Below are 26,574 nucleotides of genomic sequence, written 5' to 3'. Positions count from 1 at the left end.
AGGGTCTCTTCGAGGAAGACCGCCAGTTCCAGTTCCACGTCCTGCCCTCGCCTGCCGGCACTGCGTTGCTGCCGGCCACCGCCGCCACCAAAGGGGTTGCCGCCCCGGGCGCCGAAGATCGAGCTGAAGAAATCGGAAAAATCGCCACCCTCGAAGCCACCGCCACCACCGCCGCGGGACTCCCAGCCAGGCGGCGCCTGGAACGGCCGGCCATGCTGGCCGCCGTACTTGCGGATTTCGTCGTACTCGGCACGCTTGTCCTTGTCGCCAAGCACTTCGTAGGCCTCGTTGGCCTCCTTGAACTTGTCCTCGGCGTCACGCTCCTTGCTGACGTCGGGGTGATACTTGCGCGCGAGCTTGCGGTACGCGGCCTTGATCGCCTTCTCGTCCGCGCTCGCCTCGACGCCGAGTATCTTGTAATAGTCTTTGAAGTCCATCTATGGATCACCGATGTGAATGTACGTATTGCTATTGAAGATTGGGGTCAAGCATAGCCTTTCAAGGTTCATTCGGGGTTGCGCTATCGCAGACGACCGGTCTTGATTTAGTCGCAGACTGGCATAAACTGCGCGGCCGTTTTGCCTCCGGAAGCTCTCCTTCATGTCTGACGTATCCCCGGCCCGTGCCCTCGGCATCGACTTCGGCACCTCCAACTCCACGGTCGGCTGGCACCGCCCGGGCGTCGAATCGCTGATCGCCCTGGAAGACGGCAAGATCACCCTGCCGTCGGTGGTCTTCTTCAACATCGAGGAGCGTCGCCCGGTGTACGGCCGCCTGGCCCTGCACGAGTACCTGGAGGGCTACGAAGGCCGCCTGATGCGCTCGCTCAAGAGCCTGCTGGGCTCCAAGCTGATCAAGCACGACACCAGCGTGCTGGGCAGCGCCCTGCCGTTCAAGGACCTGCTGGGCATGTTCATCGGCGAACTGAAAAAGCGTGCCGAAGCCGATGCCGGCCGCGAATTCGACCAAGTGGTGCTGGGCCGCCCGGTGTTCTTCGTCGACGAAGACCCGGCCGCCGACCAGGAGGCCGAGGACACCCTGGCGGAGGTTGCGCGCAAGATCGGCTTCAAGGACGTGTCGTTCCAGTACGAACCGATCGCCGCGGCGTTCGACTACGAGTCGGGCATTAGCCGTGAAGAGCTGGTCCTGATTGTCGATATCGGCGGTGGTACCTCGGACTTTACCCTGATCCGCCTGTCGCCCGAGCGTCACCTGGTGGCCGAGCGCCAGAGCGATATTCTCGCCACCGGCGGCGTGCACATCGGCGGTACCGACTTCGACAAGCAGCTGAGCCTACAGGGCGTGATGCCGCTGTTCGGCTACGGCAGCCGGATGAAGAGCGGCGCGCTGATGCCCACCAGCTACCACCTCAACCTGGCCACCTGGCACACCATCAACGCCCTGTACTCGCAGAAGTCGCAACTGGCCCTGGGCAGCATGCGCTATGACATCGAGGACACGCTAGGCATCGACCGCCTGTTCAACCTGATCGAGCAGCGCGCCGGGCACTGGCTGGCGATGGAAGTGGAAGCCAGCAAGATCGAACTGACCGAGCGCGACAGCCGTCGCATCGACTTCGGCCGGATCGAGCCTGAACTGTCGGCCGAGCTGACCCGGGCGCTGTTCGAAGACGCCATCGGCGGGTTGCTGGAGCGGGTGCGCGGCAGCGTGACCGAGCTGCTGGCCAAGGCCGGCGTGAGCGAAGGGCAGGTGGACACGGTGTTCTTCACCGGTGGTTCCAGCGGGATTCCGGCGCTGCGCAACAGCGTGGCGGCGATGCTGCCCAATGCGCGGCATGTGGAAGGCAATATCTTCGGCAGCATTGGCAGTGGGCTGGCGATCGAGGCACGCAAGCGTTACGGCGCCGCCTGAGCCATCCCGGGGCCGCGTGGCGGCCCCGGCAATCCTTCAGACCAACTCCGCCCGCTTCAACTCACTCTTCAGGTAAGCGTAATAGATCGGCCCCGCCACCACCCCCGGCAAGCCGAATGCCGCCTCGAACACCAGCATCGCCAGCAACAGCTCCCAGGCCTTGGCACTGATCTGCCCGCCAACGATCCGCGCGTTGAGGAAGTACTCGACCTTGTGGATAACAATCAGATACCCCAGCGCCGCCATCGCCACCCAGATCGACAGCGACAAGCCGACGATGGTGATCAGGGTGTTGGACATCAGGTTGCCGATCACCGGCAGCAGCCCGAGCAGGAAGGTCAGCACGATCAGCGTCTTGGTCAACGGCAGGTGCACGCCGAACAGTGGTAGCACCACGGCCAGGAAGATGCCGGTAAAGAAGGTGTTGAGCAGCGAGATCTTGATCTGCGCGAAGACGATGTTGCGAAACGCCTGCACCAGCAGGCTCAGGCGCTCGAACAGCGCCGCCGCCAGGGGCTTGCGCCGGGAGATGTCGGGGATGCGCTGCAGGGCGACGATGGCGCCGAGGATCATGCCGATCAGCAGGGTCACGAACATGTGCGCCATGCCCTTGCCCACCAGTTGCAGGTCGCTGAGGTGGCTCTTGATCCAGTCGCCGATGGCCACCTTGAACTCGGCGGCGCTGGCCGGCAGGTAGGCTTCGATGAACGGCGGCAGCTGGCCCCGCGCGCGCTCGACCAGGCCCATGAACTTGTCCAGCGAGGCGCCGGGGTTCTCGGCCTCGTGCAGCAGGAAACTGAAGGCGCCGGCGATCAGCAACGTCAGCGTGCTCACCACCAGGGTGCCGAGCAGCGCCACCGCCAACCAGCGTGCGCGCTGCCCGGCGATCAGCGGTTGCAGGCGCGGGGTGAGCATGTTGACCAGCTCGTAGACCAGCAGGCCGGCCAGCAGGCTCGGCAGCAGCTTCAGCGGCAGCGCCAGCAACAGGCCCGCCATGACGATGATCCAGCTGGCCAGGGTGACCTGGCGGGGAGTGAAAGTCATACAGCCTCAACGGCAGACAGCGGAAAGTCCCGCAGTCTGCCAGCCTTCACGGCAGAGGCATAGGCGCAGGTCATTTCTTCTTCAGGCAGTCACTCATGAAGGTCTTGCGTTCATCGCCCTTGAGCGCCTTGGTGGTGGCGTCGGCGTTGCAGGTCTTCATCTTCTCCTGCTGGGTGGCGGCTTTGGCCGGCTCGGCCTTTTTCAGGCAGGTACTCATGAACGCCTTGCGTTCATCGCCCTTGAGCGCCTTGGCGGTGGCGTCGGCGTTGCAGGTCTTCATCTTTTCCTGTTGCGCGGTGGCGGCGAACCCTTGGCCCGCGATCAACAGGCCCAACACCAGCAGGGGTACGTGCAGCAGCTTCATGGAGTGGTCTCCTTGCCTGCGCGCCGGATGCGCGCTCGTCGCAGCTGAGTGTAGACAAGAATTCTTACATCTCTGTCCGTGCCCGCCGCCGGTACTGCTCCGGGGTGCAATTGGCCTGGCGCTGGAACATGGCGATGAAGGCCGAAGCGCTGCTATAGCCGAGGTCGAAGGCGATGGCCTGGATCGGCGTGCCCGCCTCGAGCGCCTCGATAGCCCGCAGAAAGCGCAGTCGCAAGCGCCATTCGCCGAAGCTCATCCCCAGCTCCCGCAGAAACTGCCGGGCCAGGGTACGCTCGCTGACATGCACCTGCCCGGCCCAATGGGCGAGCGGCCGGTTGTCGCCAGGCCCCGCGTGCAACGCCTTGAGCACCTGGCGCAGGCTGTCGCTGCGGGCGAACGGCAAATAACAGGTCTGCGTCGGCGCCAGGCGCAGTTGGTCGATCAGTACCTGGACCAGGCGCTGGTCGCGCTCGTCCTGGGCGATGTGCAGGTCGCGGCGGGCGAAGTCGCCAAGGATCGCCTTGAGGATGTCGCTGATCACCAGGCTGCAGGGCTGCGCCGGCAGTTCAGCGCACAAGCTGCGCTCCAGATAGACCGAACGGTAGATGATGGCCTGGGGGTTGTAGCAGCCATGCTCCGTCTCCGGCGGCACCCAGACAGCGTAGTGCGGGGGCGAGATGAAGCGCTGGCCCTCGACGTCCAGGTGCATCAGGCCATGGGAGGCATAGTTGAGCTGGCCCCAGGGGTGACGGTGCGGCGGGCTGTGGGTGTCGGCGCCGAATTCGTCGTAGCGGAAGTAGACCGGTGCGGGGAGCCGGTCGAACCGGGGGATGTCGAGGAACTTGCGGGTCATGCTGTCTGCTTCGCGGGACGGGTTGTCTGGATGGAAGTATAGGCATTTGGACAGACAAGCGATAATGGCCGCCACGTGGGAGCGGGCTTGCCCCGCGATTGCACCCGCCCGGCCAACATCATTTCCTGGCCTGGCGCAATCGCGGGGCAAGCCCGCTCCCACGGGTCAACCGCAACTCGAGAATCATCATGAACTACCTCTTCCCCGTCATCGCCATCCTCATCTGGGCCGGCAACACCGTGGTCACCAAGATGTCCGCCGGGGCCATCTTCCCCGCCGAGATCGGCTTCTACCGCTGGCTGCTGGCCGGCCTGCTGTTCACCCCTTTCCTGCTGCCACAGCTCTGGCGCAACCGCACGGCCATCCGCCCGCACCTGGGCAAGATCTTCGTGCTGGGCGTGCTGGGCATGGCCATCTACCAGAGCCTGGCCTACTTCGCCGCCGCCATCACCAGCGCCACCAACATGGGCATCATCCTCTCGTTGATGCCGCTGATGTCGCTGGCCCTGTCCATTGCCTGGCTCGGTCAGCGCCTGACCTATGGCGCGCTGCTGGGCGCGCTGGTGTCGTTCTTCGGCGTACTGGAGGTGGTCTCGGCCGGGCAACCCGGCGTGCTGCTGCACCAGGGGTTGAACGCCGGCGACCTGATGATGCTGGTGGCCACTTTCGCCTATGCGCTGTACAGCTTCCTGTTGAAAAAATGGCAGCTGCGCCTGCCGCCGCTGCAGTTGCTGTACCTGCAGGTGCTGGTGGCGATCCTGGTGTTGCTGCCGCTGTTCCTGCTGTCACCCAAGACCGGGTTGAACGGCCACAACATTGGCCTGGTGCTGTATGCCGGCCTGCTGGCCTCGATGGTCGCGCCACGGGTGTGGATGCAGGCGGTGCACCGTCTGGGGCCAAGCCGGACCACGCTGTTCTTCAACCTGCTGCCGGTGGTCACGGCGGTGATCGCGGCGGTAGTGCTAGATGAGCAGTTGGCCAGTTATCACCTGGTTGGCGGTGTGCTAACGCTGGTTGGCGTGCTGCTGGCCGAGCGTTGGACCACTCCGGTACGGCGTTAGTACGCGGGGAGCGCTGCGCGCTCCTTTCGCGACGCAAGGCCGCTCCCACAGACGAACGCAATCCCCTGGAGCGGCCTTGTGTCGCGATAGGGCTGCGAAGCAGCCCCAGGCTTCTCACAGCCCCGCAGCCTTGAGCCGTGCGGCATGCTCGGTGAACAGCCTCACCGGCTCGGCACCCTTGCCCACCGCGCCCAGCGACTGATTGACGATATCCAGGTGATCGAGCGGGTAGTCGTCCCCGATCACCAGACCCAAGTGCGAGCTGAAGCGCCCGACCATGCCATCGCACTGCCCCTTCTCTCGGACGAAACTGCGGGCGAACAGCCGGCAAAATCGGTTGCTGCCGTCAAACCGGTTCAAGCCTTGGTCGGTGCGCCCTGGCTGCAGGGTGCCGGACCAGGAGTAGTAGCGAACACCGTTCACCTCAGCCGGCCCTTCGCCGCCCCAGACCTCGGGCAGCCCCTGTGGATAAGCCTGGTTGAACAGCGCCACCCCGGCACTGGTCAGCGACTGATGGGAGGCGTGCACGTCGATCGGCAGCGGATCGCGGCGCCAGCCGGTCTCCAGCCAACCCAACACCACAGCGAAGCCATGCAGCACAGCCTTGAGGAAGCGCCCCCGCACAGAGTCACCAGGTGCCGTGCGTTCGAGATGGTCGGCCAGCTCCGAGCCATGATTGGGGCCGGCCACCGACGTCACCGAAGCCACCCGGTCAGGCCGCTTCGCCGCCGCATAGCGGGCACTGAGGGCGCCCTGGCTGTGACCGATCAGGTTGACCTTGTCGGCCCCCGTGCGCTGACAGATGTCCTCGATGATGCCGAGCAGCTGCTCACCCCGCACTTCGCTGGAATGCAGCGGCGACACCTGCACCGGGAATACCTGCGCGCCGCCCCGGCGCAATGCCGGCACGATGCCGAACCAGTAGGGATACACCAGCGCCCGCACGAACCCGAGCATGCCCGGCACCAGCACCAGTGGATAACGCGTGGCCAGCTCCTGACTCATCCCCCTTGCCCTCATCCGTGAACAGACCGGTCCACCCTACAGCGCGACCGGCGACAAGTGCAATCGAACTCCCGGCGCGCCGCGCGGTTCCAAGCAGAACAGACCCTGAGCAAGGAGCGGGACCATGTACAAGCGAACCCTGGCCATCCTTCTGGCAAGCGCCACCCTAGCCGCCTGCGGCAGCCGCCCGGAAAACCCGGTGGACTATGTCACCTATCGCGACGAACCGCTGGTCAAGCAGGTTGAGCACGGCATGACCATGCAGAAGGTCATTGCCATCGGCGGCAGCCCGTCCAACGTCATCGACCTGCCCCACGGCGGCACCTGCAATGACTACATCCTCAACCGTGATGGCCACCAGCAGCCCTACTACGTGCGTTTCGACGCCACCGGCCATGTCGACGCCAAGGGCTTCAAGACCTGCAAGCAACGCCAACAAGACAGCGACGCCGTACACGGCGCATGACACACCATGACTACCCTGATGCTTTCGGAGATGAACATGAGCGTTGAACTGACCGATGTGAAGACCCTGCGCGAACGTGCCCGCCAGCATGTCGAGCAAGGCGCGGTGACCGAGGGTTACCACGCCGATCGTGAAAAGATCCTGCGCCTGCTCAACGAGTCGCTGGCCACCGAGCTGGTCTGCGTCCTGCGCTACAAGCGTCACTACTTCATGGCCAGCGGCATCAAGGCCAGCGTTGCCGCCGCGGAGTTCCTCGAGCATGCCAACCAGGAAGCCGAGCACGCCGACAAGCTGGCCGAACGCATCGTGCAGCTGGGCGGCGAGCCGGACTTCAATCCGGACAACCTGACCAAGAACTCCCACGCGCAGTATGTGGCAGGCAATTCGTTGAAGGAGATGGTGCTGGAGGACCTGGTGGCCGAGCGCATCGCCATCGACAGCTACCGCGAGATCATCCAGTACATCGGCGACAAGGACCCGACCACCCGGCGCATCTTCGAGGACATCCTGGCCCAGGAGGAAGAGCACGCGGACGATATGTCGGACCTGTTGCAGGGGCTGTGATACCTGGGGGCGCTGTGCGCCCCTTTCGCAAAGCCGCTCCCACAGGTCAAGCATATGACTCAAGATCGACGCTTTGCCTGTGGGAGCGGCCTTGCGTCGCGAAAGGGCCGCAAAGCGGCCCTATTTCTTGCCCTTCACCGCCGCCGGCGCCTTGCCAGCGCGCATCTGCTGCAACAACGGCGTGCACTGGTTGGGTTCATCCCCGCTGCTCGGCGCGATCAGCGCCAGCAGCCCCGCCGCCGGGCCGGCCACCACGCCAAGCGCCACCATTCCCGCGCCACGCAGCGCCAGCGGCACCGCCTGCACGCCGGCACTCGGCTTGGCGAACGGTCCGCGCACATACAATGGCGAACGCAGCGAGAACAGACGCAGGCCCTTGGACTCCGGGGTGATCTTCAGGTCCAACTGCTCGCTGGCGAAGTTGGCCGTACCGTTGATGTAGATGATCGCGTTCTCGGTATCGAAAACGAACAAGCGGCTGGTGGCCAGGCCATCCTTGATCCCGACATCCGCTGCGGCACAATTGATCTTCACATCTTCGTCGCCAAACAACTTGCCGATCACGTAGTTGCCCACGTTCAGCCCAGCGATCTCCATCAGGCTGCGGCTGATTGCGCCATCGTTGATCAGCAGGCGTAGATCCCCGTTGGAAGTGCCCAGCAGCGCGGCCACCGAGTTGCCCCGGCCACTGATGTCGGCATCGCCGTTGAGTTCGCCGAAGCTGGTCTGCATCGGCGCGAAGCTGGGGAACAGCTGCTTGAGCTTGAAGCCACGCGCGGTCAGCCGTGCACGACCCTGCAACGGCGCGCTGCGCCCGTCCAGGTGGATGTTGGAATCGAGGTTGCCGCCGGCCACGCCGAAGCGCAGCGGCTCCAGACGCAGCAGGCCGTCCTCGAGGATCACATGGGCGGACAGGTCGTTGAACGGCAGCGTCTCGCTGTGCACGATGCGCTTGCCGGCGAAGGTCACATCGGCGTCCATGGCCCGCCAGCGCTCGGTGCGGAATTCTTCGACCGGCAGCACCTTGCCGGCCGGCTGCTTGCTGGCACCGCCGCGGGCCTTCTGCTCGCTGTTGGAATCGGCGCCGATCAGTGGCGCCAGGTCCTTGAACAGCAGTTGGTTGGAGACCAGGTTGCCGGAGAGCTTCGGCCGGGACTGGCTGGCGACAAAGACCAGGTCGCCGTGAATGTCGCTGTCGCCGATCTTGCCGTTGAAGCCCTCGTAACGGAACTGCGCGCCGCCGGCGGCGTGCAAGTTGGCGGTCAGATGACCATCGGTGGCGTACGGCGGCGTATCGGGCAAGGTCACGCCGGTCAGCGGGTAGAGGTTGCCCAGGCTGTTGCCGGAAAGCTTCAGGCGCAGGTCGAGGGCGCCGAGGTTGCGTGGATCGGTCAGGGTCCCGGCCAGCGCGACCTGGGTATCGCCGATACGCACATCGGCCTGCAGCGGAAACGGCTGGCTGGCGTCCTGCAGCGCCAGCAGGCCGCCGATCTTGCCGGTGCCGGCCACCGCCAGGCCCTTGTAGCGGCCCTGGGCCTTGAAGCCGAAGGCATAGTCCTGGGCATTGCCGGCCTTCTCGGCGCGGGCCTTGCCGACGATGTCGCTGAACGGGATCGGCTTGCCCAGCGGATCGACCTGCACCTTCATGCTGGTCTTCAGCGTCTGGTCGTCAAAGCTGACGTTGCCCTGGTCGAAGCCGATGGCGCCGATGTCCAGCTCCCACTTTGACGGTGCCTCGTTCTCATCCTTGGGCCCGAAATCGAACACCCAGTTGGCCCGGCCATCGGCCAGCCGGGTAAGGCTGGCGCTGGGCTTGACCAGGTCGATGCGCGGGATACTGATGCGCTGGACGATCAGCGGCAAGGGCGCCAGGCGAAAGTCCACACGCTCGAGGGCGACCATGCGCGGCGCCTTGAGCCAGTCGGGGTTGCCCAGGGTGAGGTCCTCGGCGCTGAAGTGCGGCCAGGGCACGAAGGCCCGCCAGCCGCCTTCCTCGGGTTCGGTGCGCCAGTGCACGGCGAGGTTGCCGTTGATCGCGAAGGGCCGCTGCAGCGCTTCGGAGACTTTCTCGTTGAGCAGCGGCTTGACGCGGTTCCAGTCAAAGGTGGCGATCACCACCACCAGGATCGCCAGCAGGGTGGCAAGGGTGGCGAAGGTCCAGATGAGGATTCTGGCAGGGCGCGTCATTGCATGGTTCTCCTGACTGCATGGCACTCATTATGTCGGACTGATGAAAAACCGCCGGGTTTAATCCGTGCGCCATGATAACCAGGATTTTCCTGACGCCTTTCTCAGCTTTTCGTCCACGGACAGCGGCAGTGTTACCGGGGATCAAGCGTGCCTCAGTGTTTGATAAACACCTGAAAACACTGATCCAGAGCCCTCCACGCACAGTATCAATCCTGTCGATTGTTACCATTATCCTGATGAACTTTTCTCTGGAGTTACCAGGCGTAGCATTGGCTTCGTACCCACTTTCCAGCCCCCCGAGGAGCACCGAACCATGAAACGCCATCTGCTGCTGAGCCTGACCCTGTCCGTACTTGCCGCCAACGCCTTCGCCCTGCCAGCCGAAGACCAGCACCTGAGCGCCGAATCGCGCTCCAGCGCCGCCACCGTCAGCCAACCGCTGAACACCTTGGCAGAAGGTGGCGCCGAGCGCCTGCAGGAGCGCGCAGGCCGTGTGGCCGAAGGCGGCTCCGAGCGTCTGCTCGAACGTAACAACCGCGTCGCCGAAGGTGGCTCCGATCGCTTGATTCAACGCAATGACCGGGTTGCCGAGGGTGGCTCGGATCGTCTGATCCAACGCAATGACCGTGTCGCCGAGGGTGGCGCCGATCGCCTCAACGAACGCAACAACCGTATCGCCGAAGGTGGCTCGGATCGTCTGGTCGAACTCAGCCGTGTGAGCTGATCGCCATGGCCGAGAACAACAACCCGCCCCACTGCGCCTGCTACCCTCCAAGCCCGGTCCATTGACCGGGCTTTGTTTTTTTATCCAGAATGCCCAGCCGTACCGTCATAGAATCCTGCCCCATGCTGCCTCGCGCCGAACAGAAGCTACAGACCCGCCAGGCCCTGCTGGATGCCGCCTGCCTGCTCATGGAGAGCGGCCGTGGCTTCGGCAGCATCAGCCTGCGCGAGGTGGCCAAGGCCGCGGGCATCGTGCCCACCGGCTTCTACCGCCACTTCCCCGACATGGATGCGCTGGGCCTGGCCCTGGTTGCCGAGGTGGACACCACTTTCCGCCAGACCATCCGCCTGGTACGCCACAACGAATTCGAGCTGGGCGGCATCACCGACGCCTCGGTGCGCATCTTCCTCGACGTGGTCGTCGCCCACCGGGCGCAGTTCCTGTTCCTCGCCCGCGAGCAATACGGCGGCTCGCAGCCAGTGCGCCAGGCCATCGCCCGCCTGCGCCAGGACATCAGCAACGACCTGGCCACAGACCTGGCACGCATGCCGCGTTGGCAGCATCTGGACGGCGCCGCCTTGGCGGTGATGGCCGACCTGGTGGTCAAGACCGTGTTCGCCACCCTGCCGGAACTGATCGACAGCCCTGAGTCGGGTCATCCACAGGCGCTGACGCCCCAGGAGAAGATCACCCAGCAACTGCGCTTCATCTTCGTGGGCGCGCGGCACTGGCAGGGGCTGGGCAATCCCGGCTGACGCGCCCACGAAGCACTTGTTACATCTGCTACCATGGCGCCCTGCCCGACCGTCACGAGCGCGACCATGTCCGACCCCCGCCCCGCATTGACCCGTTTCCAACAGCACTTCGCCGAGCGCATCGTGCCGCTGTGGCAGGGCCCTGGCTGGAACGCCGACATGGCCCTGCCGTACGAAGCCCTGGACACCCAGCACCGGCCACTGCCGGTGCAACGCTACCGGGCCATGGCCTGCGCCCGCCAGCTGTACCTGTTCAGCAGCCGCATCGGTCAACCGGGCGCCGCCGAACGCGCCGCCGCGCTGTTCCGTTCGCTGCAGAAGCACTTCCACGACGCCGAGCACGGCGGCTGGTTCTACAGCATCGACGCGCAGGGCAAGCCGTTGGACCGACGCAAGGACCTCTACACCCACGCCTTCATCGTGTTCGCCTGTGCCCATTACTGGGGCAAGGTCGGAGAAGGCCTGGTGGAAGCCACGCTCAACGGTGCCCTCGAAGTCGTTGCCGAGCAGTTCGCCCGTGACGATGGCCTGTACGAGGCCAGCCTCGCTGAGGACTGGTCGGACCTGGGCAGCGGCTCGCTGCAGAACCCGCAGATGCACCTGGCCGAGGCTTTCCTTCAGGTACTGGCCGTGCGCGAGGACGACGAGGTTCGCCAGTCGCTGCTGCAGTTGTGCGACGCGCTGCAGGTGCAATTCATCGAACAGCGCCACGGCCTGATGCTGGAAAAACCACGCGGGTCTGTGGATAACTGGTTCGAGCCGGGGCACCAGTTCGAATGGTTCTACTTGCTGGACACCTCGCCGCTGCTGCGCGGGACAGCGCTGCACGCTTCCATCACCCGCGCCTTCGACTACGCCGAGCAGTACGGTGTGAAAGATACGGCGGTGCTGGCGATGCTCGATGTGGACGGCAAGGTCATCGATGCGACCCAACGGATCTGGGCCCAGGCCGAGTACCTGCGGGCGCTGGCCTTGCGGCCAGGAAGCGAGGCGAGGTTGCTGGCGCAGCTACAGGCGCTGGAGTCGCGATTCCTGCATGACGGTGGCTGGCATGAGTGCCGTGATGGTAATGGCGCGGTCAGCCGCCACGACATGCCATCGACTACGCCGTATCACCTGGCGACCTGCCTGGAAGGCTTGCAGCGCCTGATCTGACACAATCGCGGGGCAAGCCCGCTCCCACGCCATCGTGGGAGCGGGCTTGCCCCGCGATCATTGGCGTATCAGCCCTTGGCCGACCGGTCGATCGAGAACCCTGCCCAGTCCTGGCTCACTGGCATCAGCTCAAGGCTGTTGATGTTGATATGTGCCGGCTGGTTGAGAATCCAGAAGATGGTCTCGGCGATGTCCTGCGGCTGGATTGGCTCGGCGCCGGCATAGGTGGCGTCATACTTGGCTTGGTCACCGCCGAAGCGCACCAGCGAGAACTCGCTCTCGCACAGCCCCGGCTCGATATTGCTCACCCGCACGCCCGTTCCTCGCAGGTCGCAGCGCAGGCTCAGGGAAAACTGGCCGACGAAGGCCTTGGTGCCGCCATACACATTCGCGCCCGGGTACGGGTAGTTGCCCGCCACCGAACCGACGTTGAGGATCGACGCGCCACGCCCATGGGCAATCAATCGAGGCAACAGCAGGCGAGTGGTGTACATCAGCCCCTTGATGTTGGTGTCGACCATGGTTTCCCAGTCGTCCAGGCTGCAGTTCTGCGCGGCGTCCACGCCCAGCGCCAGGCCGGCGTTGTTGACCAGGCCCTGCAGCTTGTCGAAGCTCGGCGGCAGGCTGGCGATGGCGGCTTCCATCGCCTGACGGTCACGCACATCGACCACCAGGCCGTGCACCTCGGTCTTGGCCGACAGTTCCTGGCACAACGCATCCAGGCGCTCCTTGCGCCGACCGGTGAGTACCAGCTTCCAGCCGGCGTCGGCGAAACGGCGGGCGGTGGCCTCGCCAAAACCGGACGTCGCGCCAGTGATGAATACGGTGGATGTCATGCTCTTCTCCTTAGCGTTGGATTGTCGTCGACAGGCCTCGCAGCATGCCCGGCGCAGGGCTCAACCACAACCGTCATCACCGCTGGTCAAAAAATGTACTAACCTCGCTGAGGCCCGTGGTAGAAGGGCTGCACCGGGCTATGCGCACCTTATCCACAAGGCTTTCCCCATGGATTGGGGGCAACTCGTCGGGTCAAGGGAACCTCTGCGCGCTGTGGACATCCGTGGATGATGGCGCAAGGCTTTCAACCATGCCGTCTCTGGCGGTCTGTCCAAGGTTTTCCCACAGAGTTATCCACAAAAATTTCCCCGCTGTGGGTAAATCCATGGGCTGCGCAAAACACATGCAAAATCATGCACAAACCGTTATTGGTCAAAAAACGACCAAATGCTCGAACGCGCTGATTTATCTGGGCTGGAGCGAGGTGCCACCATGTTTTCCACAGGCGGTTCCACATAATCCGTGGAAAGTTTTCCACTTGTGGAAACAAGGGTTTGCAGTGGGGTTGTGGCGTGTTTCAAGAAAGATATGCGACAAGTTGTCCACATCTGCCGTCTGGCATAAAACGCATCGCGGGGCAAGCCCGCTCCCACAGGCCCAAATGAGGCGCTTGTGGGAGCGGGTTTGCCCCGCGATCTGTGGAATGTAACTCAGTGCCCGCCCAGATAGGCGTTACGCACCTCCTCGTTGACCAACAGCTCCTGCCCGGTCCCGGTCATGCGGATCTGCCCGTTGACCATCACATAGGCCCGGTCCGACAGCTTCAGCGCATGGTTGGCGTTCTGCTCCACAAGGAAGATGGTCATGCCGGTCTGCGCCAGCTCGCGCAGGGTGGAGAAGATCTGCTTGACCACGATCGGTGCCAGCCCCAGCGAGGGCTCATCGAGCAGCAGCAGCTTGGGCCGGCTCATCAGCGCCCGGGCGATGGCGAGCATCTGCTGCTCGCCGCCGGACATGGTCATGGCACGCTGGTTGCGCCGCTCCTTGAGCCGTGGGAACAGCTCGAACATGCGCTGCATGTCCTCACCGGCATGTTTGTCGCCAATCGGAATGGTGCCCATCATGAGGTTCTCCTCAACGGTCATGTCGGGGAACACCCGCCGCCCCTCCGGAGACTGGGCGATACCGTTGGAGGCAATGTAGTGCGACGACTTGCGGGTGATGTCGGTGCCGCGATAGACGATCTGCCCGGAGGCCGCCCGCGGCTGGCCGAAGATCGACATCAGCAGTGTCGACTTGCCCGCGCCATTGGCGCCGATCAGGCTCACCGTCTCGCCCTCGTTGATATGCATGGAGACTTTCTTCAGGGCCTGGATCGGCCCGTAGAACACATCCAGGTCCTTAAGCTCAAGAATGGGCGCACTCATATCAGCTCCTCTTCATCTGCACCCAGGTAGGCGGCGATCACCGTCGGGTTGTGGCGGATGTCCTGCGGCGTGCCTTCGGCGATCACGTTGCCGTGGTCGAGCACGACGATATGATCGGAGATGCTCATGACCATGCCCATGTCGTGCTCGATCAGCACCACGGTGATGTCGTGCTCATCGCGCAGCACGCGGATCATGCGGCTCAGGGCCTCGGTCTCCTGCGGGTTGAGGCCGGCGGCCGGCTCGTCCAAGCAGATGATCTTCGGCCGCGTGCACATGGCCCGGGCGATTTCCAGGCGGCGCTGCTGGCCGTATGACAGCTCGCCAGCCAGGCGGTTGGCGCAATCGACCAGGTCGACCACCTCCAGCCAGTAGAACGCATGGTCCAGCGCGTCGCTCTCGGCCTTGCGGTAACCCGGGGTATTGAGCACGCCGGCCAGCAGGTTGCGGTTGACCCACATGTGCTGGGCCACCAGCAGGTTTTCCACCACCGACATTTCCTTGAACAGGCGAATGTTCTGGAAGGTCCGTGCAAGACCTGCGCGGTTGACCAGGTGGGTACCGCCGAACATCTTGTAGTACAGGCGGTTGGCGAAGCGCGCCGGCGAGACGAAGTCCGCCGCCTGGAAGCGCTCGCCGAGCAGTTGGATGACGTTGGTGTGGCTGCCGCGCACGTTCAGCTCGATACGTCCGCCGCTGGCCTTGTAGAAGCCGGTGAGGCAGTTGAACACGGTGGTCTTGCCGGCGCCGTTGGGGCCGATCAGGGCGAAGATCTGGTTGCGCTTGACCTTCAGGCTGACATCGCTGAGCGCCTTGATCCCGCCGAACTGCATCATCAGGTTGTCGACCGACAGAATGATTTCGTCGCTCATGGCGCCACTCCTTTACGCGGGACCACACCGGTACGGCTGATGCGGATCAGCCCCCGCGGTCGCCAGATCATCATCAGCACCATCAGCACGCCGAACAGCAGCACCCGGTACTCGGAGAAACTGCGCAGCAGCTCCGGGGCCACGGTCAGCACGAACGCGGCGATCACCACGCCCACGGTCGAGCCCATGCCGCCGAGCACGACGATGGCGAGGATCAGTGCCGACTCGAAGAAGGTGAACGACGATGGGTTGACGAAGCCCTGGTAGGTGGCGAAGAACACCCCGGCCAAACCAGCGGTGGAGGCGCCCAGGGTGAACGCCGAGAGCTTGACCAGCACGTGATTCAGGCCCATGGAACGGCAGGCGATCTCGTCCTCGCGCAGGGCTTCCCAGGCGCGGCCCACCGGCATGCGAGTCAGCCGGTGCTTGATGTACAGCACCGCCAGCACCACCAGGAACAGCACGGCGTAGATGAACACGAACTTCAGGTTGGGGTTGTAATCGAAGCCAAAGAACTCATGGATCGGCACTCCGCCATCCTTGGCCCGGCGGCCGAACTCCAGCCCCAGGAAGGTCGGCGACGGCGCCGGCATGCCATTCGGGCCGCCGGTGAACGACAGCCAGTTGTTCAGCACCAGGCGAATGATCTCGCCGAAGCCCAGGGTGACAATGGCCAGGTAATCGCCGTGCATGCGCAACACCGGGAACCCGAGGATGCACCCCGCCAGCGCCGCGGCGATCGCCGCCAGCGGCAGCACGCTCCAGAAGCCCAGGCCCAGGTACTGGTAGCCGAGGGCCAGGCCATAGGCGCCGATGGCGTAGAACGCCACGTAGCCCAGGTCGAGCAGGCCCGCCAGGCCCACCACGATGTTAAGGCCCAGGCCCAGCAGCACGTATATCAGGCCGAGGATGACCACGGTCAGCAAGTACTTGTTGGCGAACACCGGGAACACGATGGCGATGACGATCAGCGCCGGGATGATGTAGCGCAGCCGCGACTTGTAGTCCGGCGCCAGTACATGCACGCCCGAACCACCGCTATCGAAGCCCTGGAGCATGCGCTGGCCGGTCGGTGTCTGCAGGAATAAGCTGAGGATGAAACGCCCGGCCATCACACCGCCGACCAGCCAGGCCACGCGGGCCGGTTCGGCGTTGAAGCTGTAGCCGTCAAGTACCACGCCGACGACCGGACCGAAGACGATGAGGGCCAGCAGACCGGCGACGATCGTCTCCAGCAGGCTGCGTTTGAGGTCGAAACCTTTGGTTTGGGCAACAGAGGCAGAATTGGCAGCGGACATATTCACACCTTAGCCACGAGCGGGCGACCCAGCAGGCCTTGGGGACGGAAGATGAGGATCATCACCAGCAGCGAGAAGCTGAACACGTCCTTGTAGTCGGAGTTGATCAGGCCGGAGAACAACGATTCTGAGATCCCCAGGATAATGCCGCCGAGCATCGCCCCCGGCAGCGAGCCGATACCGCCGAGCACAGCGGCGGTGAAGGCCTTGATGCCGATGATGAAGCCGGCGTAGAAGTCGAAGGTGCCGTAGTTCATGGTGATCAGCACGCCGGCCAGCGCGGCCATCACCGCGCCGATGACGAACACGTAGGAGATCACCCGGTCGGTGTTGATGCCCAGGATCGAAGCCATCTTGCGATCCTGCTGCGTCGCTCGGCACATGCGCCCGAGCTTGGTGTACTTGATGACGTAGGTGAGCAGCGCCATGCCAACGAAGGCGGCCACCAGGATGAAGATCTTGGTGTAGGTCAGTTGCACGAAGCCGGTGCCCACTTCGATGCGCATGGCGCCTTCGAGCAGGGTCGGCACGCCTTGCTGGCGGGCGCCCTGGCTGATCTGCGCGTAGTTCTGCAGGATCAGCGAGATGCCGATGGCGCTGATCAGCGGAGCCAGGCGGGTGGAGTTGCGCAGAGGCTTGTAGGCGATGCGTTCGATGGTGAAGCCATAGACGCCGGTGACGACGATGGTGAACAACAGGGTGCCCAGCATCAGCAGCGGAAACGACTCGATACCAAAGTAGGCCAGCAATGCCAGGCTGATCGCCGCGAGGTACGCGGAGATCATGTACACCTCGCCGTGCGCGAAGTTGATCATGCCAATGATGCCATAGACCATTGTGTAGCCGATGGCGATCAGGCCGTAGACCGACCCGAGGGTCAGGCCGTTGACCAGTTGCTGCAGGAAAATACCATCCATAACGCAATCTCACCTGATTGAGATCGCACGAGCGCCGACCACGCAGGGTCCGGATGCAACGGCCCTCGCAGCGCAGAACTGTGCAGATCTACTGACAATGACAGGTACCGCGGGGCCACGGCCCGGAGCATGGCGCGCCCGGGCCGGATGCCGTTGTTATTGTTGTTTTTCCAGCTGGTGGTACTTGCCGTTGGCATCCCACTGGTAGACCACGTAGTCGGAGACGGTCAGGTCGCCCTTCTTGTCCCACTTCTTCTCGCCCATGACGGTCTTGACCGGGTTGGCCTTCAGCCACTTGGCGGCATCCTCGCCCTTGTTCGACTTGGCGCCGTTGAAGGCGGCGGCCAGGGCCTGGACCGAAGCGTAGGCGTACAGGGTGTAGCCTTCAGGCTCGGTGCCGTTCTTGCGGAACTCCTCCACCACCGCCTTGCTGTCGGGCAGCAGGCGCGGGTCGGCGCCGAAAGTCATGTACACGCCGTTGGTATACTGGGCGCCGCCGGCGGTGGCCACCAGTTCGTCGGTGACGATGCCGTCGTCGGACATGAACGCCACATCCTTCAGGCCCTGCTCGCGCAGCTGACGCACCAGCGGACCGGCCTCGGGGTGCAGGCCGCCGAAGTAGACGACATCGGCACCGGCGGCGCGGATCTTGGTGACCACGGCGCTGAAGTCCTTCTCGCCACGGGTCAGGCCTTCGTACAGCACCGGCGTGACGCCGCGCTTGATCAGCTGCGCCTTGGTGGCGTCGGCCAGGCCCTGGCCATAGGTGTCCTTGTCGTGCAGCACGACGACCTTCTTGCCCTTGAGCACATCGACGATGTAGTTGCCGGCGACGATGCCCTGCTGGTCGTCACGGCCGCACATGCGGAACATCGCATCAAGGCCACGCTCGGTTACTTGCGGGTTTGTGGAACCGGGGGTGATGGCGATCACGCCTGCGTCTGCATATACCTCGGAAGCCGGAATGGTGTTGGAAGAACAGAAGTGCCCCACTACACCAGCCACCTTGTCCTGGTCGACCAGACGGTTCGCCACGGCCACGGCCTGCTTCGGCTCGCAGGCGTCATCGCCCTTGACCAGGACGATCTTCTCGCCGTTCACGCCACCGGCCTTGTTGATCACATCGGCCGCTGCCTGCGCACCTTTCATGTACTGCTCGCCAAACGCTGCGTTGGCCCCGGTCATGGGACCCGCGACGCCGATCTTGATGTCGGCCTGAACATACGAAGAAACACCCAGTGCCGTGGCTACGGCCAGTGCCAGGAAACCTTTCTTGTAAAACGTCTGCGACATGAGGTGGTGCTCCTAGAGTATTTTTTTTGGTTGGCACTACAACTTCTCAGCCCTGTGCTCCGAGCAAGGGCCGTGCCAGTGGTTTTGTCTTCCGGGAAAACACACGACAGGGAGTGAACAGAGGCGACCGGCGGCCTTTTCTTTATTGAGCGTGCAACCGTCTACTGCGGAGCAAGCGCTACCGACACACCTAGACAAGGAGCAACCTCCGAGCGCCATCATTGCAACCCTTGCGAGTGTTAACGTGCAACCGACCTGTAACAGCGGACGTCACCGAACTGCACACCGCTGGTGCGTGACTGCTACAGGCAGCACCGTTTGAAGGCTAGCTGGCGCACGGAAAATTACCTGCAAAGGCCAGGATCGCGAGCGGCGTGGGAGCGGGCTTGCCCCGCGATCTGGCACAATGGTCGCCATTGCCCGCCTTGGAGCTTCCCCCTGATGAGCGAGAGCGCATTCGCCGAGCGCATCGTGCACAACCTGCTCGACACCGACTTCTACAAACTGACGATGATGCAGGCCGTCCTGCACAACTACCCGGACGCCGACGTCGAATGGGAGTTCCGCTGCCGCAATGGCGAGGACTTGCGGCCCTACCTGGGCGAGATCCGCAACCAGCTCGAACGGCTCAGCGAGTTGACCCTGGATGACGACCAACTGGCGTTCCTCGAGCGCATCAGCTTCCTCAAGCCGGACTTCCTGCGCTTCCTGCGCCTGTTCCGCTTCAACCTGCGTTATGTGCGCATCGGTATCGAAAACGATCAGCTGTTCCTGCGCCTGCGCGGCCCCTGGCTGCATGTGATCCTGTTCGAGGTGCCGTTGCTGGCGATCATCAGCGAGGTGCGCAACCGCCACCTGCATCCGCGCATGCGCCTGGCCGAAGCCCGCGACCAGCTGCATCGCAAGTTCGACTGGCTGCGCGCCCACGCCAGCGATGACGAACTGGCCCATCTGCAGGTGGCCGACTTCGGCACCCGCCGGCGTTTTTCCAGCCGCGTACAGGAAGAAGTAGTGCGGGTGCTGCGCGATGAGTTCCCAGGCCGTTTCGTCGGCACCAGCAACGTCGACCTGGCATGGAAACTGGATATCAAGCCCCTGGGCACCATGGCCCACGAGTGGATCATGGCCCACCAGCAGCTCGGCCCGCGGTTGATCGACAGCCAGATCGCCGCGCTGGACTGCTGGGTCCGCGAATACCGTGGATTGCTCGGCATCGCCCTGACCGACTGCATCACCATGGACGCGTTCCTCCAGGACTTCGACCTGTACTTCGCCAAGCTGTTCGACGGCCTGCGCCACGACTCGGGCGAGCCGGTGGCCTGGGCCGAGAAAGCCATCGCCCACTACCAGAAGCTGGGGATCGACCCGATGACCAAGACCCTGGTGTTCTCCGACGGCCTGAACCTGACCCGCTCGCTGGAGATCTTCCGGGCCCTGCGTGGGCGCATCAATGTCAGCTTCGGTATCGGTACCAACCTGACCTGCGACATCCCCGGTGTGGCGCCGATGAACATCGTGCTTAAAATGACCGACTGCAACGGCTCGCCGGTGGCGAAGATCTCCGACGAAGCCGCCAAGACCCAGTGCCGCGACGAGAACTTCGTCACTTACCTGCGTCACGTATTCAAAGTCCCCAGCAAGGAGTAACCCATGCAAGCCGTTCAGCAAGAGATTGCCCGGGCGCTCAAGGTGCAGCCGCCGTTCGCAGACGCCGCCGCGCTCGAGCGGGAAGTCGCCCGGCGCGTGGCCTTCATCAAGGACTGCCTGGCCAATGCCCGGCTCAAGACCCTGGTCCTGGGCATCAGCGGCGGCGTCGACTCGCTGACCGCCGCCCTGCTCGCCCAGCGTGCCATCAACGAGCTGCGCAGCGAGACCGGCGACCAGGCCTACACCTTCATCGCCGTGCGCCTGCCGTACCAGGTGCAGCACGACGAGCACGACGCCCAGGCCTGCCTGGAGGTGATCAAGGCCGACGAGGTGCACACCATCGACATCGCCCCGGCGGTGAAGGCCCTGGCGGCGGAAGTTCAGGAACTGAAAAATGGCTCGCCGACCCTGGTGGACTTCGTCGTCGGCAACGTCAAGGCGCGCACGCGCATGGTCGCCCAGTACACCGTCGCCGGTGCCCGCGCGGGCCTGGTGATCGGCACCGACCACGCCGCCGAGGCGGTGATGGGGTTCTTTACCAAGTTCGGTGACGGGGCGTGCGACCTGGCGCCGCTGAGCGGGCTGGTGAAGAACCAGGTACGAGCCATTGCGCGCAGCTTCGGCGCGCCAGAGTCGCTGGTGGAGAAGGTGCCGACCGCGGACCTGGAAGACCTCGAGCCAGGCAAGCCGGACGAGGCGTCACACGGCGTGACCTACCAGCAGATTGATGCCTTCCTGCATGGGCAGCCGGTCGATCAGGCAGCGTTCGACATCATCGTCGCCACCTACCGCAAGACCCAGCACAAGCGCGAGCTGCCGTTCGCGCCCTGAATAGCATGAGGTTGAACGTGGGAGCGGGCTTGACCCGCTCCCACAGGGTACTGCGTCAGACGTTGATTACTTGACGATGACCTTGCCCTTCATCATCGCGATGTGGCCCGGGAAGGTGCAGAAGAAGCTGTAGTCGCCACCGGCTTCCAGCTTGGTGGCATCGAACTTCACTTCGGTTTCTTTCTCAGGCGCGCCGATCATCTTGGTGTGGGCGATGATCGCGGCGTTATCGGCCTTGATGTAATCCTTGTCCAGGCCCTGGGACATGCCTTCGGTGGCGATGGCCTGCATGTCGGCGGTCTTGCTGATGACCAGGTTATGGCCCATGACGTTCTTCGGCAGGCTGCCGGAGTGGGTCAGTTTTACGGTGAACTCCTTGCAGCTCTTGTCGACGGTGATTTCCTTGGTATTGAAGGACATCTGGTCAGTCGAGTCGACAGTCACCGAGCACTTGTCAGCAGCGAAGACAGAGGCGCTGGCGAGGGTCAGCAGGGATACCGCTACAGCTTTCGCAAACATCATGAATCTCCTTGGCAGGGTTTTATCAATTGCGAGACTGCCTGAAAATCGGACGCCCGTACCTGATGTGGGTCAAGGGGTGTCAAGTGGCCAGACAGTAGATTTGTTCAATGGATTGTATACAACCAATCAAAGTGCACATCATGCCCTCTTGATAGACGATGGGACAACCTCTCATTTAGGAGTTGAATGAAATGTCCCTTTCCAGCTTCATGAACAGCCTGCTCGCCGCTTACGCTCACGGCGCCAGTGGCGCCATCTGCGAGTTCGCCCGCCCCGAATGATCCCCCTTGGAAGCGACAGGCATGCGCCTTACCCTGTGCGCGCATGTAAAGGGAGATAAGCAATGCCTGTACGTTCCGTTTGTATCTTCTGTGGCGCCAGCATCGGTGCCAACCCCGCCTACCGCGAAGCCGCCGTGGCCCTGGGCCAGGCCATCGCACGCCGTGGCCTGACCTTGGTCTACGGCGGTGGCGCGGTCGGCCTGATGGGCACCGTCGCCGATGCCGCGCTGGCCGCCGGTGGCGAAGTCATCGGTATCATTCCGCAAAGCCTGATGAACGCCGAGATCGGCCACAAGGGCCTGTCCCGCCTGGAAGTGGTGGACGGCATGCACGCGCGCAAGGCGCGCATGGCCGAGCTCAGCGATGCGTTCATCGCCCTGCCGGGCGGCCTGGGCACGCTGGAGGAGCTGTTCGAGGTGTGGACCTGGGGGCAGTTGGGCTATCACGCCAAGCCGCTGGGGCTGCTGGATGTGAACGGGTTCTATGAAAAGCTGGGCGGGTTCCTCGACCATATCGTCGAAGAGGGCTTCGTGCGGCCGCAGCATCGGGCGATGCTGTTGCTGGGGCAGCAGCCGGATGAGCTGCTGGACGGGATGGATCGGTTCGAATCGCCGGTGTTGCCGAAGTGGGTCGACAAGCAGCCGGATTGAAAGCTGAGAGCCTGGGACCGCGTTGCGGTCCTTTCGCGATACAAGGCCCACGCACTTCGATCAGCGTACGCTGTATTTCTGTGGGAGCGGCCTTGTGTCGCGAAAGGGCTGCGACGCAGCCCCATGGCCGGTAGATCAGCGCGGAATGACCGGCTGGCGCGGCTTCTTGCCCTTGCCGCCCTTGGCCGCTTCCTTGCGTTCCTTGGCCGCCTGCTGGTTGCGGGCGAACGCCTCGGCCTTGGCCTTCTCGCGCTTGTCCCACGGCTTGCTGCCGTCGCTGGCGCGCGGTGGCAGGCCGGTGTGCTGGGTGAGGATCTTCTGGTCCTTGCCCACCTTGTGGCTGCCGGCCGGCGTCGAGTTCTTGCGTCGGGCGCTTTGGTAGCTGTCGGTCTGCGGCTGGTGCAGCGGGATCAATTGGTGCTTGCCCGGGCCGATCAGGTCGGCGCGGCCCATGCGCTGCAACGCTTCACGCAGCATCGGCCAGCCCTTCGGATCGTGGTAGCGCAGGAACGCCTTGTGCAACCTGCGCTGCTCCTCGCTCTTGACTATCTCCACCCCTTCGCTCTTGTAGGTGACCTTGCGCAGCGGGTTCTTGCCCGAGTGGTACATGGCCGTGGCCGAGGCCATCGGCGAGGGGTAGAACGCCTGCACCTGGTCGGCGCGGAAACCGTTGCCCTTGAGCCAAAGGGCCAGGTTCATCATGTCTTCGTCGGTGGTGCCCGGGTGCGCGGCGATGAAGTACGGGATCAGGTACTGCTCCTTGCCCGCTTCCTTCGAGAACTTCTCGAACATACGCTTGAAGCGGTCGTAGGTGCCGATGCCCGGCTTCATCATCTTGTCCAGCGGACCACGCTCGGTGTGCTCCGGGGCGATCTTCAGGTAGCCGCCGACGTGGTGGGTGACCAGCTCGCGCACGTATTCCGGCGACTCGACCGCCAGGTCGTAGCGCAGGCCCGAGGCGATCAGGATCTTCTTCACCCCCGGCAAGGCGCGGGCCTTGCGGTACAACTCGATCAGCGAGCTGTGGTCGGTGTTGAGGTTCTCGCAGATGCCCGGGAACACGCACGACGGCTTGCGGCAGTGCCTCTCGATGTCGTGGCTCTTGCAGGCGATGCGGTACATGTTGGCGGTCGGGCCGCCAAGGTCGGAGACCACGCCGGTGAAGCCCGGCACCTTGTCGCGCATCTCCTCGATCTCGTGCAGGATCGACTCGTGGGAGCGGTTCTGGATGATCCGGCCTTCGTGCTCGGTGATCGAGCAGAAGGTGCAGCCACCGAAGCAGCCACGCATGATGTTCACCGAGAAGCGGATCATCTCGTAGGCCGGGATGCGCTCCTTGCCATAGGCCGGGTGCGGGACGCGTGCGTAGGGCATGCCGAACACATAGTCCATTTCCTCGGTGGTCATGGGAATGGGTGGCGGGTTGAACCACACATCCACGTCGCCATGCTTCTGCACCAAGGCGCGGGCATTGCCCGGGTTGGTCTCCAGGTGCAGCACGCGGTTGGCGTGGGCGTAGAGCACCGGGTCGTTGCGTACCTTCTCGAACGACGGCAGGCGGATCACCGACTTCTCGCGGGTGACGCTCGGGCTGTCGAGGATCTGCACGACCTTGGCTTCGTTCGGGTCTTCCTGCTCGCCCTTGGCCTGCTCGATGGCACAGGCCTGGGTGTCCTGGGTGTTCACGTACGGGTTGATGATCTTGTCGACCCGGCCCGGACGGTCGATGCGCGTGGAGTCGATCTCGAACCAGCCCTGCGGGGTGTCACGGCGAATGAACGCGGTGCCGCGCACATCGGTGATGTGCTCGATGCTTTCACCCTGGGACAGGCGCTGGGCGACCTCGACGATCGCCCGCTCGGCGTTGCCGTAAAGCAGGATGTCGGCGCTGGCATCGACCAGGATCGAGTGGCGGACCTTGTCCTGCCAGTAGTCGTAGTGGGCGATGCGGCGCAGCGAGGCCTCGATGCCGCCGAGCACGATCGGCACGTGCTTGTAGGCTTCCTTGCAGCGCTGGCTGTACACCAGGCTGGCGCGGTCCGGACGCTTGCCGGCCATGCCGCCGGGGGTGTAGGCGTCATCGGAACGAATCTTCTTGTCCGCGGTGTAGCGGTTGATCATCGAGTCCATGTTGCCCGCCGCGACGCCGAAGAACAGGTTCGGCTCGCCGAGCTTCATGAAGTCGTCCTTCGACTGCCAGTTCGGCTGGGCGATGATGCCCACGCGGAAACCCTGGGCTTCCAGCAGACGGCCGATGATGGCCATGCCGAACGACGCATGGTCGACGTAGGCGTCGCCGGTCACGATGATGATGTCGCAGGAATCCCAGCCGAGCTGATCCATCTCCTCCCTGCTCATCGGCAGGAAAGGCGCTGGCCCGAAGCATTCGGCCCAGTACTTGGGATAGTCGTAGAGTGGTTTGGCTGCTTGCATGTCAGTGACCGGTTCTAATGTGCAGGAAAATCGCGGGCGCGGAATATAGCACAAATTTTGACCAAATCCGACGGTGATGGTCGGATTCATGGACGGGCGAACAGGCCAGCGGCTTATTCGTCGTCGTCGAAGTTGTACATGCCCGGCGCGAGGTTCTCGAAGCGGGTGTACTTGCCGATGAACGCCAGGCGCACGAAGCCGATGGGGCCGTTACGCTGCTTGCCGATGATGATCTCGGCCACGCCCTTGTGCTCGGTCTCGGGGTGATACACCTCGTCACGGTAGACGAACATGATCACGTCGGCGTCCTGCTCGATCGCACCCGATTCACGAAGGTCGGAGTTGACCGGACGCTTGTTGGGCCGCTGCTCCAGGGAGCGGTTGAGCTGCGACAGGGCGATCACCGGGCAGTTGAATTCCTTGGCCAGCGCCTTGAGCGAGCGGGAGATCTCGGAAATCTCGTTGGTCCGGTTGTCACCGGCCGAACCCGGAATCTGCATCAGCTGCAGGTAGTCGACCATGATCATGGCGATCTCGCCATGCTCGCGCGCCAGTCGGCGGGTACGTGCCCGCATCTCCGAGGGGCTGATACCGGCGGTATCGTCGATGAACAGCTTGCGGTCGTTGAGCAGGTTCACCGCCGAGGTCAGCCGCGGCCAGTCATCGTCGTCCAGCTGACCGGAACGCACCTTGGTCTGGTCGATCCGCCCGAGCGAGGAGAGCATACGCATGATCAACGACTCACCGGGCATCTCGAGGGAGAACACCAGCACCACCTTGTCGCTGCGCAACACGGCGTTTTCCACCAGGTTCATGGCGAAGGTGGTCTTGCCCATCGACGGACGGCCGGCAACGATGATCAGGTCGGCTGCCTGCAGGCCGCTGGTCTTCTCATCCAGGTCGGTGAAGCCGGTGGACACGCCAGTGATGTCGCTGTCGGAGTTGAACAGCGTGTCGATGCGGTCGATGGCCATGGTCAACAGCTCGTTGACCCCCACCGGGCCACCGGTCTTCGGCCGCGCCTCGGCGATCTGGAAGATCTGCCGTTCGGCGTCGTCGAGGATCTCCTCGGCGTTGCGCCCCTGGGGGTTGAAGGCGTTGTCGGCGATGTCGGTGCTGATGCTGATCAACTGACGCAGCGTGGCACGCTCGCGGATGATCGCGGCGTAGGCCTTGATGTTAGCCACCGACGGGGTGTTCTTGGCCAGCTCGGCCAGATACGCCAGGCCACCGACCTGGGTGGACACGCCTTCCTTGTCCAGCTGCTCATGCAGGGTCACCACGTCGAACGGCTGGTTCGCGTCCACCAGCTTGTGGATGGCGCGGAAAATCAGGCGGTGGTCATGCCGGTAGAAATCGCCGTCCGACACCTGGTCCAGTACCCGCTCCCAGGCGTTGTTGTCCAGCATCAGGCCACCGAGCACGGCCTGTTCGGCCTCGATGGAATGCGGCGGCACCTTCAGGGCGGCGGTTTGCAGGTCGAGCTGTTCGGGGGTGGTGATCTCGTTCATGGCCACGAAAGAATTCTGGGGGATGAAAAAGACAAAGGGCACGGCCTGTTAAACACAGGACC

General features: G+C 63.7%; 25 protein-coding genes. 10 read left to right on the top strand and 15 right to left on the bottom strand.

Annotated elements, in window-relative coordinates; genetic code table 11:
- Window positions 1-437: DnaJ domain-containing protein (locus CC207_RS27505; RefSeq protein ID WP_256582063.1), on the bottom strand; the 437-nt coding region annotated here is incomplete at its 3' end.
- 163 nt (window positions 438-600) lie between these two features.
- Here CC207_RS27505 and CC207_RS10395 point away from each other — a divergent pair.
- A complete protein-coding gene (locus tag CC207_RS10395) occupies window positions 601-1,872 on the top strand; it encodes an Hsp70 family protein (protein ID WP_062360878.1) in 1,272 nt (423 codons plus the stop codon).
- 36 nt (window positions 1,873-1,908) lie between these two features.
- Here CC207_RS10395 and CC207_RS10390 read toward each other — a convergent pair whose 3' ends face one another.
- The 3 genes from CC207_RS10390 to CC207_RS10380 form a co-directional block, all read right to left on the bottom strand.
- Window positions 1,909-2,916: an AI-2E family transporter gene (locus CC207_RS10390; protein WP_062360876.1), complete on the bottom strand. Its 1,008-nt coding sequence runs from the start codon at window positions 2,914-2,916 to the stop codon at window positions 1,909-1,911.
- Window positions 2,917-2,986: 70 nt separating this feature from the next.
- Window positions 2,987-3,280, bottom strand: coding sequence for a PsiF family protein (locus CC207_RS10385; protein WP_062360875.1), 294 nt, complete (start codon window positions 3,278-3,280; stop codon window positions 2,987-2,989).
- Window positions 3,281-3,344: 64 nt separating this feature from the next.
- Window positions 3,345-4,133 (bottom strand): helix-turn-helix transcriptional regulator, encoded by a 789-nt coding sequence (locus CC207_RS10380; protein ID WP_028688230.1) that lies wholly within the window; start codon window positions 4,131-4,133, stop codon window positions 3,345-3,347.
- Between the two features lie 188 nt (window positions 4,134-4,321).
- Here CC207_RS10380 and CC207_RS10375 point away from each other — a divergent pair, with 188 nt between their 5' ends.
- Entirely contained in the window at window positions 4,322-5,194 is an 873-nt protein-coding gene (locus CC207_RS10375) for a DMT family transporter (RefSeq protein ID WP_062360873.1), read from the top strand.
- Between the two features lie 114 nt (window positions 5,195-5,308).
- On the opposite strand, the gene CC207_RS10370 is transcribed toward CC207_RS10375, so the two are convergent.
- Window positions 5,309-6,199, bottom strand: coding sequence for a triacylglycerol lipase (locus CC207_RS10370; RefSeq protein ID WP_088852052.1), 891 nt, complete (start codon window positions 6,197-6,199; stop codon window positions 5,309-5,311).
- Between the two features lie 124 nt (window positions 6,200-6,323).
- Between CC207_RS10370 and osmE the strand changes: the two genes are divergently transcribed.
- Together osmE and CC207_RS10360 are read left to right on the top strand one after the other, a co-directional pair.
- Window positions 6,324-6,665, top strand: coding sequence for an osmotically-inducible lipoprotein OsmE (gene osmE, locus CC207_RS10365; RefSeq protein ID WP_028688233.1), 342 nt, complete (start codon window positions 6,324-6,326; stop codon window positions 6,663-6,665).
- Between the two features lie 36 nt (window positions 6,666-6,701).
- Window positions 6,702-7,229, top strand: a complete 528-nt coding sequence (locus CC207_RS10360) for a ferritin-like domain-containing protein (protein ID WP_036985638.1) — start codon at window positions 6,702-6,704, stop codon at window positions 7,227-7,229.
- A gap of 120 nt (window positions 7,230-7,349) precedes the next feature.
- On the opposite strand, the gene CC207_RS10355 is transcribed toward CC207_RS10360, so the two are convergent.
- Complete coding sequence (locus CC207_RS10355; RefSeq protein ID WP_088852051.1) at window positions 7,350-9,416, bottom strand: AsmA family protein; 2,067 nt, start codon at window positions 9,414-9,416, stop codon at window positions 7,350-7,352.
- A 316-nt stretch (window positions 9,417-9,732) separates the two neighbouring features.
- On the opposite strand from CC207_RS10355, the gene CC207_RS10350 reads away from it, so the two are divergent.
- The 3 genes from CC207_RS10350 (at window position 9,733) to CC207_RS10340 (ending at window position 12,053) form a co-directional block, all read left to right on the top strand.
- Entirely contained in the window at window positions 9,733-10,143 is a 411-nt protein-coding gene (locus CC207_RS10350; protein WP_088852050.1) for a phage infection protein, read from the top strand.
- A gap of 122 nt (window positions 10,144-10,265) precedes the next feature.
- Window positions 10,266-10,898 (top strand): TetR family transcriptional regulator, encoded by a 633-nt coding sequence (locus CC207_RS10345; RefSeq protein ID WP_028688237.1) that lies wholly within the window; start codon window positions 10,266-10,268, stop codon window positions 10,896-10,898.
- Window positions 10,899-10,964: 66 nt separating this feature from the next.
- Window positions 10,965-12,053: an AGE family epimerase/isomerase gene (locus tag CC207_RS10340; RefSeq protein ID WP_028688238.1), complete on the top strand. Its 1,089-nt coding sequence runs from the start codon at window positions 10,965-10,967 to the stop codon at window positions 12,051-12,053.
- 68 nt (window positions 12,054-12,121) lie between these two features.
- On the opposite strand, the gene CC207_RS10335 is transcribed toward CC207_RS10340, so the two are convergent.
- The 6 genes from CC207_RS10335 to CC207_RS10310 form a co-directional block, all read right to left on the bottom strand.
- On the bottom strand, window positions 12,122-12,889 hold the full coding sequence (locus CC207_RS10335) for an SDR family oxidoreductase (RefSeq protein WP_023629361.1): 768 nt from the start codon (window positions 12,887-12,889) through the stop codon (window positions 12,122-12,124).
- 651 nt (window positions 12,890-13,540) lie between these two features.
- The gene (locus CC207_RS10330) at window positions 13,541-14,257 is read right to left on the bottom strand and encodes an ABC transporter ATP-binding protein (protein WP_028688239.1); all 717 of its coding nucleotides are present in this window, start codon (window positions 14,255-14,257) and stop codon (window positions 13,541-13,543) included.
- The gene (locus CC207_RS10325) at window positions 14,254-15,129 is read right to left on the bottom strand and encodes an ATP-binding cassette domain-containing protein (protein WP_050707124.1); all 876 of its coding nucleotides are present in this window, start codon (window positions 15,127-15,129) and stop codon (window positions 14,254-14,256) included. The genes CC207_RS10330 and CC207_RS10325 overlap by 4 nt, the downstream gene beginning before the upstream one ends.
- Window positions 15,126-16,427 (bottom strand): high-affinity branched-chain amino acid ABC transporter permease LivM, encoded by a 1,302-nt coding sequence (gene livM / locus CC207_RS10320; RefSeq protein WP_028688241.1) that lies wholly within the window; start codon window positions 16,425-16,427, stop codon window positions 15,126-15,128. Before livM ends, CC207_RS10325 begins: the two co-directional genes overlap by 4 nt.
- Window positions 16,428-16,429: 2 nt before the next feature.
- Complete coding sequence (locus tag CC207_RS10315) at window positions 16,430-17,344, bottom strand: branched-chain amino acid ABC transporter permease (RefSeq protein WP_028688242.1); 915 nt, start codon at window positions 17,342-17,344, stop codon at window positions 16,430-16,432.
- Between the two features lie 156 nt (window positions 17,345-17,500).
- Window positions 17,501-18,637 (bottom strand): branched-chain amino acid ABC transporter substrate-binding protein, encoded by a 1,137-nt coding sequence (locus tag CC207_RS10310; protein ID WP_088852049.1) that lies wholly within the window; start codon window positions 18,635-18,637, stop codon window positions 17,501-17,503.
- A gap of 441 nt (window positions 18,638-19,078) precedes the next feature.
- On the opposite strand from CC207_RS10310, the gene pncB reads away from it, so the two are divergent.
- Window positions 19,079-20,284, top strand: a complete 1,206-nt coding sequence (gene pncB / locus CC207_RS10305; protein ID WP_028688244.1) for a nicotinate phosphoribosyltransferase — start codon at window positions 19,079-19,081, stop codon at window positions 20,282-20,284.
- 3 nt (window positions 20,285-20,287) lie between these two features.
- Window positions 20,288-21,115 carry an ammonia-dependent NAD(+) synthetase gene (nadE, locus tag CC207_RS10300; protein ID WP_028688245.1) on the top strand — a complete coding sequence of 276 codons (828 nt, stop codon included), beginning with the start codon at window positions 20,288-20,290 and terminating at the stop codon, window positions 21,113-21,115.
- Between the two features lie 66 nt (window positions 21,116-21,181).
- Here nadE and azu read toward each other — a convergent pair whose 3' ends face one another.
- Window positions 21,182-21,634, bottom strand: a complete 453-nt coding sequence (azu, locus tag CC207_RS10295) for an azurin (protein WP_028688246.1) — start codon at window positions 21,632-21,634, stop codon at window positions 21,182-21,184.
- 346 nt (window positions 21,635-21,980) lie between these two features.
- Here azu and CC207_RS10290 point away from each other — a divergent pair, with 346 nt between their 5' ends.
- The gene (locus CC207_RS10290; RefSeq protein WP_028688247.1) at window positions 21,981-22,568 is read left to right on the top strand and encodes a TIGR00730 family Rossman fold protein; all 588 of its coding nucleotides are present in this window, start codon (window positions 21,981-21,983) and stop codon (window positions 22,566-22,568) included.
- Window positions 22,569-22,703: 135 nt separating this feature from the next.
- Here the strand turns inward: CC207_RS10290 and CC207_RS10285 are convergent, their stop codons facing one another.
- Both CC207_RS10285 and dnaB read right to left on the bottom strand, forming a co-directional pair.
- Window positions 22,704-25,001 carry a YgiQ family radical SAM protein gene (locus tag CC207_RS10285; protein ID WP_069016482.1) on the bottom strand — a complete coding sequence of 766 codons (2,298 nt, stop codon included), beginning with the start codon at window positions 24,999-25,001 and terminating at the stop codon, window positions 22,704-22,706.
- Window positions 25,002-25,114: 113 nt separating this feature from the next.
- On the bottom strand, window positions 25,115-26,512 hold the full coding sequence (gene dnaB, locus CC207_RS10280; protein WP_023629368.1) for a replicative DNA helicase: 1,398 nt from the start codon (window positions 26,510-26,512) through the stop codon (window positions 25,115-25,117).
- Window positions 26,513-26,574: the final 62 nt, after the last annotated feature.

The organism is Pseudomonas sp. DrBHI1 (genome assembly GCF_002205115.1).
Lineage (GTDB): Bacteria > Pseudomonadota > Gammaproteobacteria > Pseudomonadales > Pseudomonadaceae > Aquipseudomonas > Aquipseudomonas mosselii.
The sequence above is the reverse complement of the archived record's forward strand: the minus strand, read 5'-3'. Positions and strand labels throughout refer to the sequence as shown.